This window comes from Kitasatospora sp. NPDC094016, assembly GCF_040304045.1.
Classification (GTDB): domain Bacteria; phylum Actinomycetota; class Actinomycetes; order Streptomycetales; family Streptomycetaceae; genus Kitasatospora.
Genome location: NZ_JBEOUK010000028.1, coordinates 102,452 through 115,660, shown reverse-complemented (window position 1 = coordinate 115,660; position 13,209 = coordinate 102,452). Strand labels below are relative to the sequence as shown.

Annotated in this window: 6 protein-coding genes and 1 CRISPR repeat array; of the genes, 1 reads left to right on the top strand and 5 read right to left on the bottom strand. The window is 72.8% G+C overall.

Annotated elements, in window-relative coordinates:
- Positions 1 to 130: 130 nt before the first annotated feature.
- Positions 131 to 402: direct repeats of the CRISPR family, unit length 28 nt; unit sequence GGAGCAATCCCCGCGAGCGCGGGGCCGA.
- Positions 403 to 644: 242 nt separating this feature from the next.
- The 4 genes from ABT015_RS24475 to ABT015_RS24460 form a co-directional block, all read right to left on the bottom strand.
- A complete protein-coding gene (locus ABT015_RS24475) occupies positions 645 to 1,922 on the bottom strand; it encodes a cytochrome P450 family protein (protein WP_350882504.1) in 1,278 nt (425 codons plus the stop codon).
- Positions 1,923 to 1,926: 4 nt separating this feature from the next.
- Complete coding sequence (locus tag ABT015_RS24470) at positions 1,927 to 2,985, bottom strand: cytochrome P450 (RefSeq protein WP_350882502.1); 1,059 nt, start codon at positions 2,983 to 2,985, stop codon at positions 1,927 to 1,929.
- Between the two features lie 134 nt (positions 2,986 to 3,119).
- Positions 3,120 to 3,200 (bottom strand): tryptorubin family RiPP precursor, encoded by an 81-nt coding sequence (locus ABT015_RS24465; protein WP_224285092.1) that lies wholly within the window; start codon positions 3,198 to 3,200, stop codon positions 3,120 to 3,122.
- A gap of 190 nt (positions 3,201 to 3,390) precedes the next feature.
- Entirely contained in the window at positions 3,391 to 4,011 is a 621-nt protein-coding gene (locus ABT015_RS24460; RefSeq protein ID WP_350882500.1) for a TetR/AcrR family transcriptional regulator, read from the bottom strand.
- A gap of 87 nt (positions 4,012 to 4,098) precedes the next feature.
- Here ABT015_RS24460 and ABT015_RS24455 point away from each other — a divergent pair, with 87 nt between their 5' ends.
- Entirely contained in the window at positions 4,099 to 5,592 is a 1,494-nt protein-coding gene (locus ABT015_RS24455) for an MFS transporter (protein ID WP_350882498.1), read from the top strand.
- Positions 5,593 to 5,733: 141 nt separating this feature from the next.
- Here ABT015_RS24455 and ABT015_RS24450 read toward each other — a convergent pair whose 3' ends face one another.
- Positions 5,734 to 13,155, bottom strand: coding sequence for a thioester reductase domain-containing protein (locus tag ABT015_RS24450; RefSeq protein ID WP_350882496.1), 7,422 nt, complete (start codon positions 13,153 to 13,155; stop codon positions 5,734 to 5,736).
- Positions 13,156 to 13,209: the final 54 nt, after the last annotated feature.

Below are 13,209 nucleotides of genomic sequence, written 5' to 3'. Positions count from 1 at the left end.
AGAAGATCTACCCCAACGAGCCCGGCCGCAACGAACTCCCACCTACTTCATGACCGTTGGTCCACGACCGCTACACCACTTCAGGGGACACGACCGACCCGAAGCGCCACTGGTCCGTGATCGTGGACGGGGAGCAATCCCCGCGAGCGCGGGGCCGACAGGAATGCGGGCCCGAGCGAGCGCCATTCCCCGGAGCAATCCCCGCGAGCGCGGGGCCGACTGGTGCTGGTATCCGCCCGAGGTCAGGAGCTGGGAGCAATCCCCGCGAGCGCGGGGCCGATTCGACGGCCCAACCCAGCAGTTCCCCGCCCACGGAGCAATCCCCGCGAGCGCGGGGCCGATGCCTCCTCCTCCGGGGTGAGGGCCCGGTGCCAGGAGCAATCCCCGCGAGCGCGGGGCCGATGCTTTCTGACGTGCGGTGATCAGCAGTCGAGGGGCCTGATCGATTCAGTTCGATCGGTAGAGACCCAGCCGAACAGCCGATGCGTTGTTGCCATCTCTCTTTGCCCCCGGGCTGCTTGTCAGTGTCGTGGCCTGAGTTCTGGAAGCGTACCCGCACGTGGAGGTTGAGGACCTTGGAAGTGGTACCCGTCCGAGGTCAGGGGCTGGCGGGGGCACAGGCCGGGCGGTACCGCCCGGCGTCGTCAGTGCAGCAGTAGCCGCAGGCTGAGCAGCCCGCGGTGCCTCGGGTTGTCCTGCCACTGCGCGGCCTCGGCCGGGTCGGCCAGGCGTAGGGCGGGGTAGCGGCGCAGCAGTTCGGTGAACGCTACCTCGGCCTGGAGGCGGCCCAGTTGTGCGCCGAGGCAGTGGTGGATGCCGTGGCCGAACGCGAGGTGGCGGGTGGCGTCCGGGCGGGTGATGTCGAAGCGGTCGGGGTCGGTGAAGACGGCTGGGTCGCGGTTGGCGGCGAGCAGGGCGATCTGGACGAACTCGCCGGCCGGGATGGTGGTGCCCGCGATGGTCACCGGTTCGGTCGTGCGGCGCAGCGAGGCGATGCTGAACGGGCTCTCGTAGCGCAGGACTTCCTCGATCGCGCCGGGAAGCAGTGCCGGATTCGCGCGCAGTGCCGCGAGTTGTTCGGGGTGGCCGAGCAGCGTGTGGATGCCGTTCGCGATCAGGTTGACGGTGGTCTGGTGGCCGGCGATCGCGAGCAGGAAGGCCATCGAGGTGATCTCGGCCTCGGTCAGCCGGTCGCCGTCCGCCTGGGCGGCGAGCAGTTCGGAGATCAGGTCGTCGCCCGGGTGGGTGCGCTTGTGGTCGACGAGGGCGCGCAGGTAGTCCGCCATGCCTTCGGCGGTTTCCACCGAGACTTCGCCGTCCGCTCCGCCGTCCGTCTCGCCGTCGTCCTCCGGGTCGGCATCGACCGCGTTGCCCCGGACCTGGAGGTTCTCCCGTTCGGCCTGTGGCGCGCCGAACAGCTCGAAGACGACCGCGAGTGGCAGCGGCAGCGCGAACTCGCTGATCAGCTCGACCGGGTCGGGCCCGTCGAGCTGGTCCAGAAGTGCGCCGACGTGGCGTTCGACCATCGGGCGCAGGGCCGCCACCTGCCGTGCGGTGTAGGCCTGTTGGACCAGCTTGCGCAGTCGGGTGTGCTCCGGGGGGTCGGAGTTGAGCATGTGCGACATCAGGTCGCGGCCCGGGCCGCCCTCGGAGTTCCCGACGTGTCGGGCGAACGCCTCGGTGACGGCCTTCTTGCTCAGCCGGGGGTCGGCGAGGGCGGCCCGGCACTCGGCGTGGCCGGTGACGACCCAGCCTTCGAGTCCGGCCGCGCCGCCGAACCGGACCTTGCGGGCGCCGCCCTCGGTGCGCCAGCGGCGGTACGCGGCGTGCGGGTCGGCGTAGAACTGGCCGTCGGCGAACTCCGGTTCGGCGGCGCTGTGGTCGGCCCCGCTGTGGTCGGTTTGTATGTGATCGGCGTGCATGTGATCAGTGTGCATCGCGTGGCTTCAGGACGCGGACCTCGCTGACGCCGAGCAGGCCGAGCAGTGGCACCTTGGCGGTCCGCTGCTCGGGGTCGACGACCAGGCCGGCCGTACGGATCTGGTCCAGCAGCAGCTCGGCGAGCGGCATCACCATGTGCCGGCCCCAGCAGCGTTCGGAGGTGTGCCCGAACGGCAGGTAGCCGGGAGTGGTGTCCGGGTCGAGGTGGTCCCAGCGCTCCGGGCGGAACTCGTGCGGGTCCTCCCACAGGGCCGGGTCGCGGTGCGAGAGCAGCGGCAGGACGAGGACGTCGTCGCCCGCGCCGATCCGCGGGTCGATCGCGGGGTACTCGGGCGAGGCGCGGCGCAGGATGTTCCAGGACGGCGGCAGCAGGCGCAGCGACTCGAAGATGATGTTCCGGTTCGGCGTGCTGTCGTCGAACGGTGCGCCGAGCCAGAGCGCGTTCGCGACCAGGGTGGAGATGGTGAAGCAGACCGGTGCGGCGGCTCGGCGGTACATGCCCAGGGCGTACCGGCGGTCCTGGTAGTTGGCTGCCTTCGCGGTGAGCTTGCCGAGTTCGGTGAGGTCGTCGCCGGGCTTGGGCCTACCGGGCAGTGCGGCGCCGGCCGAGATCACCAACCAGGTGAGCAGGGGCGTCAGTTCGAGGTTGCGGCTCATCAGGATCCGCAGCCGGCGCGGGTCCCGGCCGAGGATGAGGTCGCGCAGGAAGAGGTGTCCGGTGAGCGGCCACGGGCCGGACAGGTCGATGTTCGGCGGCAGCGGAGCCTTCAGTGCCTCGCGCACGTCGCTGCCGATCGTCCGCGTCACCGAGGACGCCTCGGTGCGGGTGATCGAACGTCCGTGCAGCGGTTTGAAGGTGGGCCGTTCGATCTCGGTGGCGCGCCGGGCGGCGAGGATCCGGTCGGTGAGCTCGGGCCCGGCGACCCCGATCGTGTCGGGTTCGAGCCGGACGGCGTCCTTGCCCAGATGGTCCCTGAGCAGGGCCTCAAGTCGAGGGGAGAGCACGGTGGTTCGCGAACGGGCGGAGGCGGGGGAGAGTGCCATGTGATGTCTCCGAGACTTTGCCGGGACCGGTCTCCGCCCCCGCCCCGGGCCCGGTCTCCCGGCGGAGGCCGCGAGGGGGGGCAGGGGCGGGGGCGGATCAGCTGTTCAGGTACCGGAGGTACCGATCAGCCGGCTTAGTACCAGATGTACCAAGCGCTGGCCTTCAGGCTCTTCTTGGCGAAGGACGCGTCACGGATGGCGAACAGGATCTTCATCTTCGGGTCTCCCTTTCGTTACCAGGTGGCTGAGCGAACGTAAGGCCACTCTGCAGTCGCCCTACAGACGTAGACACGCGGCCGGCTCCCCATCGGGTTCACGTTCGGGGGAGGTTCTTGCCGAAAGGCTCGGCGAGGTGGGGGATTTACCGGCGGATTTCCTGATTCGCCCCCCCGGAGACTGGCGGTGTCAGCCGCCGGAGCAGTCCGCGCACCGTCGCGGGCGCAGCCCGTCGAGGATGATGCCCAGGTAGCGGCGCCAGTCGGTGACCCCGGCCTGCACGACGTGGCAGAGGCCGATGTAGAGCGGTGACACGTCCGCGACGGTCAGGTCCTCTCGCACCGAACCCTCGGCCTGGGCGCGCTTGAGCACCGTGTCGGTGAGTTCGTTGAGTTCGGCGATCGCCGCCGCGTCGAACGTGCTGCCGCCGATCATCGCGGTGACCGTCTCCGCGTAGCCCCGGTCCTGTTCCTGCATGATTCCGCAGAACTCCAGGGAGCGGGCGAGGCCGTGCCAGGGGTCGGGGTCGGGGAGCACCTCGTTCCTGAGGAAGTCCAGGGTCTGCTGGAACCGGTGCTCCACGATCGCTTCCGCCAGCGATTCCTTGGTCGGGAAGTGGCGGTACACCGTTCCGACACCCACCCCGGCCCGGCGGGCGATGTCGCCCATCTGGGCGTCCCGGCCGGACTCGGAGAAGGCGGCTCGGGCGGCGTCGAGCACCTTGAGCCGGTTGCGGGCGGCGTCGGAGCGCAGCTTGCCGCCGGTGGGTGTGCTGGAACGGGAAGGGGGTGGGGAAGGGGTGATTGACAAGGGGAACCGCGCCTCCGTATCGTCGCCATCCGGAACCGTGAGTCCGATTCCGGTTACCACTTTAACCCACAGGAGCGTATCCCTCCCATGGCCGTGCCTCCCACGTCCTCCTTACCGACCTCGGCCTCGACCCCGGCCTCCTCCCCGGATCCCCTCCGCTGGAAGGCGCTCGTCGTCCTGGCCGTCGCCCAGTTGACGGTGGTGCTCGACGCCTCGATCGTGAACGTCGCGCTGCCCTCGATCCAGCGGGACCTGCACTTCGCCGACTCCGACGTCCAGTGGATCGTCAACGCCTACGCACTCGCCTTCGGCGGCTTCCTGCTGCTCGGCGGCCGGACCGCCGATCTGCTCGGACGACGGCGGGTGTTCATGACCGGACTCGGCCTGTTCGCCGCCACGTCGCTGCTCGGCGGGCTCGCACCGACCGCGGGCCTGCTGATCGCCGCGCGGGTGGGGCAGGGCCTCGGCGCCGCGATCATCGCGCCGGCCGCCCTGTCCATCGTCACCACGACCTTCACCGAGGGCGCCGAACGCAACAAGGCCCTCGGCATCTGGGGCGCGCTCGCCGGAGCGGGCGGCGCCATCGGCGTGCTGCTCGGCGGTGTGCTCACCCAGTGGGCGGGCTGGGAGTGGGTGATGTTCGTCAACGTGCCGATCTGCGTCGTCGCCGCCGTCCTCACGCCGGGGTTCGTCCGCGAGAGCCGCGGCCACGAACGCACGGGCATCGACTTCGCCGGTGCCGCACTGGTCACCGGCGGTCTCAGCGTGCTGGTCTACGCGCTCGTGGACGCCGAGCGGGCGGGCTGGGGCTCGGCCAGGACCATCGGGCTGCTGGGCCTCGCGGCCGTCCTGCTGCTGGTCTTCGCCCTGGTCGAACTGCGCCTCGTCAAGCACCCGGTGATGCCGTTGCGGATCTTCCGCAACCGCAACCTCTCCAGCGCCAACGCGGTGTCCCTGCTGGTGGGCGCCGCGCTGCTGTCGATGTTCTTCTTCATCTCCCTCTACCTCCAGCAGGTGCTCGGCTTCTCCGCGCTGGAGGCCGGACTGTCCTATCTGCCCTTCTCGGTGGCGAGCATCGTCGCCGCCGGTGCGGCCTCGCAGCTGGTGACCAAGGTCGGGCCCAGGCCCGTCCTCGCCTGCGGTCTGGCGCTCACCGCGGTGGGACTCCTGCTGTTCACCCGCATCCCCGCCGACGGCACGTTCGCCGGGGACGTGCTCCTGCCCTCGGTGGTCGCGGCACTCGGACTCGGCTTCTCGTTCGTGCCCGTGACCATCGTCGCGGTCTCCGGCGTGACACCGCAGGAGTCGGGCCTCGCCTCCGGACTCATCAACACCACCCAGCAGATCGGTGGTGCGCTCGGCCTCGCCGTGCTCTCCTCGGTGGCCAACGCCCGTATCCGGGAGCTCCTTGAGGGCAAGCAGGCCGGCGGCCCGGCCATGGCCGACGCGATGACGGAGGGCTTCCGGCTCGCGTTCGCCGTCGGGGCGGGCTTCGCCGTGCTCGGCGTGCTGATCACCCTGCTGGCCGTACCCAAGGGCGGGCGCTCCGTGCGCGAGGACGTGCCGGTCACCCCGGTCTGACGAACGGCGGCCTCCGGACGCGCGACCGAACGCGGCTTCCGGCCGGACGCGCGACGGCGCTCACCCTGCCCTCGACGGCTACGGGGTGAGCGCCCTCGCGTGCTCCCTGTACGACGGTGTACGAGAGGGCACGACGGTGCGTCAGTAGGACAGCCCCGGGCAGTACACCCCCTGCCGCGGCGCCGTGTACGAGCCGCGCACCACCAGCGTCTCCAGCCGCTCCAGGGTGATGCCCCGGGTGCGGAACGCCCAGCTCAGGGTCTCGGGCAGCAGCCGGCCCGGGATGCGCAGCCGGGGCGGCGCGCCGTCGGGGACGGTCCGGCGCATCAGCTCGCCGGCGCCCGTGTACAGCGCCCGTGCCGCGGCCTCCGAGACCGCCGTGAGATGGCCCAGGTCGGACAGGCCCGTGGTGTAGCCGGCGAGCGCACCGTTCGACCGGTCCACGACCACGTACGGCTGCGACCAGCCGAAGGCCCGCTTGGCCGCCATGTGGATCTCCGAGTCCCGCGCATGGCCGTTGACCGAGCGGTACAGCTTCTGGCACGCGGGCACGTCGTCCTCGGTCATCGCGCGCACCGTGAAGCCGGCCATGTTCGCCGGGGTGGGCGGTGCGTACCCGGCGACCAGGGACAGCTGCTCGTGCGGGGCGAAGCCGAGCGAGGAGTAGAGCCGGTACGCGCCCAGGTTGTTGGTCACCTGGACGGCCCGGACCGAGCCTCGGTCGTGCCGGGCGGCCGCGCCGATCACCTCGTCCATGAGCAGCCGGCCCACGCCGCCGCCCTGCGAGCCCGGCGCGACGCTGAGCGGGCCGAAGGCGGCGACGGACTCGCCCAGGACGAGGAAGTTGGAGCCCGTCACGGAGCCCGCGCCGTCGACCGCCACGTAGGCGAGGCAGCCCGGGGCCGCGAGCCGGTCCCGGAACATCTCCGTCACCTCGTCCACCGACGCCCACTCCGGGGCGAGGCCGAGCGAGGCGTTCAGGGTGTTGAAGGCCTCGAAGCAGATCCCCGCCATCGCCGGAAGGTCCTCCCACGCCGCCTCCCGGACCCGGAGGGCCTGCGCACCGCTGTCCACGGCGCCGCCGCCGGGAAGGTCGCCGCCGGGAAGGTCGCCGACGCCCGGTTCGGGGAAGCGGTCGGCGCCCGGCTCGGGGAAGTAGCCGACGCGGACGAAGAACCCGACGTACTTCTCGAAGAGTTCACGCGTCATCGGCGGGCAGTCGACGCCGGTACCGGCCAGCAGCTCCCGGGTCTGCGAGGTGTCGACGGACAGGTAGTGGTTGCGTCCGCTGTAGATGGTCGATTCGAAGGCGTCGATCATCGGGACCATCGCGTTGTCGCGGTCGGCGCGGATGCGCCGCACCCAGGCGTCCCAGCGGAGTTCGTCCAGCCGGTAGCCGAGGGAGCGGAGGGATCGCGTCATCGCGGAGAACGGGAGGTGCGTCCCGTTGGCGAGGTGGTGGTTGCGGCCCGCCGCCCGGTCGTCGCGGGACAGCCGCAGGATCGCCGCGCTGACGTGGTCGACCGGCACCAGGTGGAAGATGCCGGCGGGATCCTGCGGTACGGCACCGGCCTGCACGATGCCCTTCATGCTCAGCCAGACGAAGTCGTGGGTCTGGCAGAAGCCGCGCTCCGAGTCGCCGGAGATCTCGTCCACCCGGTAGACCGAGACCGGCAGGCCCCGCCCCCTGGCGAGTTCGATGATCTGCTCCGCCACCAGCTTCGTCTGCCGGTAGCCGGACGACAGCGCCTCGGCGGGGCCCGGCGGATCGGTCACCTGGAGGGCCTGCCCGGGGACCGCCTCCGCGGCGAACACGCCGGTGGACGAGACGTGGTGGACGGGCACGGTGCGGTGCCGTGCGGCCAGGCGCAGGATCTCCGCGGTGCCCGTGACGTTCGCGTCCTTCAACGCCGAGTACGGGTAGAGGCCGTTGACGGTCGCGGCGGCGTGGTAGACGCTGTCCACGCTGCGGGCGAGGGCGTCGAACCGTTCGGGGGCCAGCCCCAGCAGCGGCCGGGCGAGATCGCCGACGACCACGGACAGCCGGTCCGGGTCGATGCCGTCCCAGAACTCGTACCACTCCAGGTTCTTGCGCAGCCGCGCCCACGCGTCGGCCTCGTCGGCGCCGCGGACCAGGCAGTGCACGGTCGCACGGGTCGTCCGCAGCAGGTCGCGCAGCAGGTACGCGCCCAGGAACCCGGTCGCGCCGGTGAGGAGCACCTCCCGCGGGTCGTCCGCGACCCGGATCACCTCGTCGGCGGGGGAGATGTCCGCCGCCAGGACGACCTCGGCGGCGAAGTCCACCGCGTCCTCGTCGACGCCCGGCGTGGCGGACACCGCGGCCAGCACCTTCGCGAGCAGGTGGTCGGCGAGCACCGCCGGGGTCGGGTGCTCGAAGACGAGCGTCGGGCGCAGGCTCACCCCGCAGAAGTCGCTGAACTGGTTGCGCATCTCCACGGCCATGAGGGAGTCGACGCCGAGTTCGAGGAACGGCACGTCGGGGTCGACGGCGTCCGCGCCGTCGTGGCCGAGCACCGCCGCGACCCGCGTGGCGATCCGGTCGATCATGTGGAGGAGCTGCTTCTCCTCGTCCAGTCCGGCGAGCACGCCGGCCAGGCGGGCGGCGACCTCCGGGCGCTCACCCGGCTTGAGCACCCGCCCGGGCGGGGCCGCCTCCTCGACGTCCTCCTCGGCCACGGCCGGTGCCGGTGACGCGGGGGGAGCGGCGAGTGCGGGCAGCCAGTAACGCTTGCGCTGGAAGGCGTAGGTCGGCAGCGTGACGTGGCGGGCGGCGGTGCCGTCGAAGAACGCCGCCCAGTCGACCGGCACACCGGCGGCGTGCAGCGCGGCGGCGACACCGACGGCGGTCGCGGCACCGGGCCGGTCACGCCGGGAGACCGGCAGCGCACGGTGGTCGTTCGGCCGGCCACCTCCGTCACCTCCGTCGGCGTCGCCGGCGATCTGACGCACCAGGGCCGTCAGGGACGCGTCCGGGCCCAGTTCGACGAAGGTGTCGGTGCCCCGCTCCCGCAGGGTCCGCACCGCGGCGGCGAACCGGACGGCCGAGCGCAGTTGCCCGGTCCAGTACGCGGGTGTCAGCAGTTCCGCACCGGCGAGGGCGCCGGTGACCGTGGAGACGATCGGCACGTCCGGCGCACGGTAGGCGACGGTGCGGGCCACGGCCTCGAACTCCTCCAGCACCGCGTCCATCCGGGGCGAGTGGAAAGCGTGACTGACCGTCAACTGCTTTGTCCTGTGGCCCTTTTCGGACACAACTCGGGCGACCTCCGCCACGGCGTCCTCGTCGCCCGAGACCACGACGGACCGGGGCGCGTTCACGGCCGCGATCCCCAGCCGGGACTCCCGGCCGGCGAGCAGCGGCAGGACTTCGTCCTCCGTGGCCTCCAGCGCGATCATGGCGCCGCCTTCGGGCAGCGCCTCCATCAGCTCGCCCCGGGCGGTGACCAGCCTGGCGGCGTCCGCCAGCGAGAACACCCCGGCGACGTGCGCGGCGGCCAGCTCGCCGAGGGAGTGGCCGGCGAGCGCGTCGGGGCGCACCCCCCAGGACCGCAGCAGCGCGAACTGCGCGACCTCCAGCGCGAACAGGGCGGGTTGGGCGAAGCCGGTGCGATGGATGCGCCCGTCGTTCGCCGCGTCGCCGGAGGTCAGGAGCAACTGCCGTACCTGCGGCGGCAGATGCCCGCACACCGCGTCCAGCGCTTCGGCGAACACCGGGAACGCCGCGTACAGTTCACGGGCCATGCCCGCCCACTGGGAGCCCTGGCCCGTGAAGAGGAACGCCGTGGTCCGGGCGGCACCGGCGTGATCCGTGGTCAGTCCGGCCGCGGGCTCGCCCTCCGCGAGCGCGCCGAGTGCGCGCAGCACTCCCTCCACCCCGTCCCTGCCGTCCGCGCCGCGACCGAGGTCCGCGACGACGGCGGCCCGGTGTTCGAGCCCGGCCCGGGACAGCGCCAGGGTGCGCCCCACGTCCACGGCATCCCGGTCGGGCTCCGCACGCAGGAACGACTCCAGCCGGCGGGCCTGGTCGCGCAGCGCGGCCGGGGACTTCGCGGACAGCAGCCACGGCACGGCGGTGAGCGCCCGGACCGGGGCCGGGGTCTCCTCGGACGAGACCGGGGCGGGGGTCTCCTCGGACGAGACCGGGGCCGGGGCCTCCTCGGACGAGGGGGAGTGCGGCGCCTCCTCCAGGACGACATGGGCGTTGGTGCCGCTGATGGCGAAGGAGGACACCCCGGCGCGCCGGGGCCGCCCGTCGACGGTCGTCCACGGCCGCGCCTCGCCGAGCAGCCGTACGGTCCCCGACGACCAGTCGACGTGCGGCGACGGCCGGTCCACGTGCAGGGTCGCCGGGAGGACGGCGTGCCGCATCGCCTCCACCAGCTTGATGACACCGGCCATGCCCGCGGCGGCCTGGGTGTGGGCGATGTTGGACTTCACCGAGCCGAGCCACAGCGGCCGTCGAGGGTCCCGGCCGCGCCCGTACGCGGCGAGGATCGCCTCGGCCTCGATCGGGTCGCCGAGCGTGGTCCCGGTGCCGTGGGCCTCGACCAGGTCGACCTCGTGCGCGGCCACCCGGGCATTGGCGAGCGCCCGGCGGATCACCCGCTGCTGCGCCCGGCCGTTGGGCGCGGTGAGCCCGTTGGACGCGCCGTCCTGGTTGACGGCGCTGCCCCGGATCACGGCGAGCACCCGGTGGCCCGCCCGCCGCGCGTCCGAGAGCCGTTCGAGCAGCAGTACCCCCGCGCCCTCACCGAAGGCGGTGCCGTCCGCCGCGTCGGCGAAGGCCTTCACCCGGCCGTCCGGGGCGAGGCCCCGGTGCCTGCTGAAGGTGATCAGGTCGTCCGGGGTGGACATCACCGTGACCCCGCCCGCGAGCGCGAGCCGCGACTCACCGGAGCGCAGGGAGCCGCAGGCCAGGTGGAGGGCGACCAGGGACGCCGAGCAGGCCGTGTCGACGGTGACGGCGGGGCCGTGCAGACCGAGGGTGTAGGCCACCCGGCCGGACATCACGCTGCCCGAGGTGGCGAAGCCGAGATGGCCCTCGTACTCGGACCCGGGCGCGGCGAGCGTGCTGTACGTCTGCCCCTTGGTGCCGACGAAGACGCCGGTCTCCGAGCCGGCCAGGCCGGTCGGATCGAGGCCCGCCCGTTCGAAGACCTCCCACGCGATCTCCAGCATCAGCCGCTGCTGCGGATCCATCGCGGTCGCCTCGCGCGGGGCTATGCCGAAGAATCCGGCGTCGAACGCGGACGGGTCGGTCAGGAAGCCGCCGCGTGAGACGTAGCTGGTGCCGGGGTGGTCGGGGTCGGGGTCGAACAGGGTGTCCAGTGCCCAGCCCCGGTCGGCGGGGAAGTCCGAGGTGGCGTCCCGGCCCGTGGCGACGAGGTCCCACAACTGCTCGGGCGACTCCACCCCGCCGGGGAAGCGACAGGCCATGCCGATGATGGCGATCGGCTCGGAGTCGTCCGGGCCGGGCCGTGCGGGGGCCGTACGCTCCGCCGGCAACGCTTCGGCGGTCGTGGAGGTGTCGGTCGGCTCCGACGGTTCCGCGGGCTCCGTCAGCTCGGCGACCAGCCGGTCCGCGAAGGCGGCGGGCGTCGGGTGGTCGAACACCGCCGTCGCCGGGAGCCGCAGCCCGACCAGCGCGCCCAACCGCCGCCCGACCGCCACGACGGCGAGGGAGCCGAGGCCGAGATCCACGAACGGCCGTGTGGGCGTGACCCGTTCGGCTCCGACGCCGAGCGCGAGCGCCACCTCGGCGCGGACCAGGTCCAGTACCGTCCGGGCCCGCTCGGCCGCCGTGAGCGCCGCGAGACGGCCGGACCACTCGCCCCGGTCGGGCTCGGCCCCGAGGCCCCCGAGACCCCCGAGGCCCCCGAGACCCCCGAGGCCCCCGGGCTCGCCGGGCGTGCCGGGCCCGCCGGTGGACGCCGTACCGAGCAACCGGGGGTCCGCGTCCGCCAGCAGATGCCGGGTGACCTTCCCGGACGCGGTGCGCGGAACGCGCTCGACGGCGTACACCTTCTCCGGCACCTTGAAGAAGGACAGCCGCGTCCGGCAGTGCTCGAACAGCGCCTGGACGTCGACGCCTTCGGGCCCGGGCACCACGTACGCGACGGGCACCTCGCCGAGCACCTCGTGGGGCTCCCCGCCCACCGCCGCGTCGGCCACGCCCGGCGCCGTGCGCACCACGTCCTCGATCTCCACGGGGTGGATGTTCTCGCCGCCCCGGATGATCAGCTCCTTGAGACGGCCGGTCAGGGTCACCTGCCCGAGGGCGTCCCGGCGGGCCAGGTCGCCCGTGCGGTACCAGCCGTCACGCAGCACCTGCGCCGTGGCGTCGGGCTGCCCGTGGTAGCCCAGCATCAGGTTGGGGCCGCTGACCCAGACCTCGCCCTGCTCGCCGTCGGGCACCTCGGCGCCGGAACCGCCGTCCACCAGGCGGATGACCACCCCCGGGACGGGCGGGCCGGCCGCCCCGGCGACCCGGTCGCCCGTCGGCCGGTTCGAGGTGATCGCGCCGGTCTCGGTCGATCCGTACTGGTCCACCAGCGGGACCCCGAACGCCTCCTCGAAACGGCTGCCGAGGGAGGCGCCGGCGGCCGAACCGGCGACGAACCCCAGCCGCAGCGAAGGCAGCCGGGTGTGCTCCTGGCGGGCGCGGTCCAGCAGGTAGTGGTACGTCGTGGGCACCCCGGCGAGGAAGGTCACCCCGTCGTCGCGCAGGGCGTCCAGCACCTCGGAGGGGGCGAAGCCGCTCATCAGCCGGGCGCCGGCGCCCACGGCCACGACCGCCATGACGCACAGGTTCTGGCCCAGGCCGTGGAACAGCGGCATCGGCCACAGCAGCCGGTCGTCCCGCGTCATCCCGAGCACACCCACGTGGCAGGCCTCCACCAGCCACAGCGAGCTGCGCAGGGAGTAGAGCACCCCCTTGGGACGGCCGGTGGTGCCGGAGGTGTAGAGCATCCAGGCCGGAGCGTCGAGCGGGTTCTCCTGGGGTGCCGGCCCGTCGTACGGGGTGCCCGCGAGCGTCTCGTACGCGGTGATGTCGTACCCGGTGGTGTCGCACGCGGTGGTGTCGCACGCGGTGGCGTCGGAAGCAGCGACGCCGGGGGAGTCGCCGGCGAGCACGATCGAGGGCCGGGGCAGGCCGGACGCGGCCACCGCGCGCAGCAGCACGTCGAGCCGCGCCGGGTCGCACAGCACCACCGACGCCCCGGAGTCCCGCAGGAAGTGGACCAGTTCGGCCTCGGACGCCTGCGGATTCAGCGGCACGGTGATGCCGCCCGCCCGGATGACGGCGAGGCAGCTCTCCACCATCTCCACGCTGTTGCCCATGAGGACGGCGGCCCGGCCGCCGTTCTCCAGTCCCAGCGCGGCGAGCCGGCCGGCGAGCCGAGAGGTCCGCAGATCCAGCTCCCGGTAGCCGACGCCCCGCCGGGCGTCGGCGAAGGCCACCTTGTCCCCGATCCGGGCGGCGTGTCCGCCGAGCAGTTCGGACAGCGGACGGATCAGCGAAGGGGTCGTGTCAGGAGCCATGTCATCGCACCTCTCGGCTCTGTGTTCAGCGCTTGGTAGACGGTTGCGGTCGTG

Bases quoted from the DNA above. Each gene is read 5' to 3' on its own strand.
- ABT015_RS24465 (WP_224285092.1), bottom strand. From the start codon at position 3,200: ATGAAGATCCTGTTCGCCATCCGTGACGCGTCCTTCGCCAAGAAGAGC.
- ABT015_RS24455 (WP_350882498.1), top strand. From the start codon at position 4,099: ATGGCCGTGCCTCCCACGTCCTCCTTACCGACCTCGGCCTCGACCCCG.
- ABT015_RS24475 (WP_350882504.1), bottom strand. From the start codon at position 1,922: ATGCACGCCGATCACATACAAACCGACCACAGCGGGGCCGACCACAGC.
- ABT015_RS24450 (WP_350882496.1), bottom strand. From the start codon at position 13,155: ATGGCTCCTGACACGACCCCTTCGCTGATCCGTCCGCTGTCCGAACTG.
- ABT015_RS24470 (WP_350882502.1), bottom strand. From the start codon at position 2,985: ATGGCACTCTCCCCCGCCTCCGCCCGTTCGCGAACCACCGTGCTCTCC.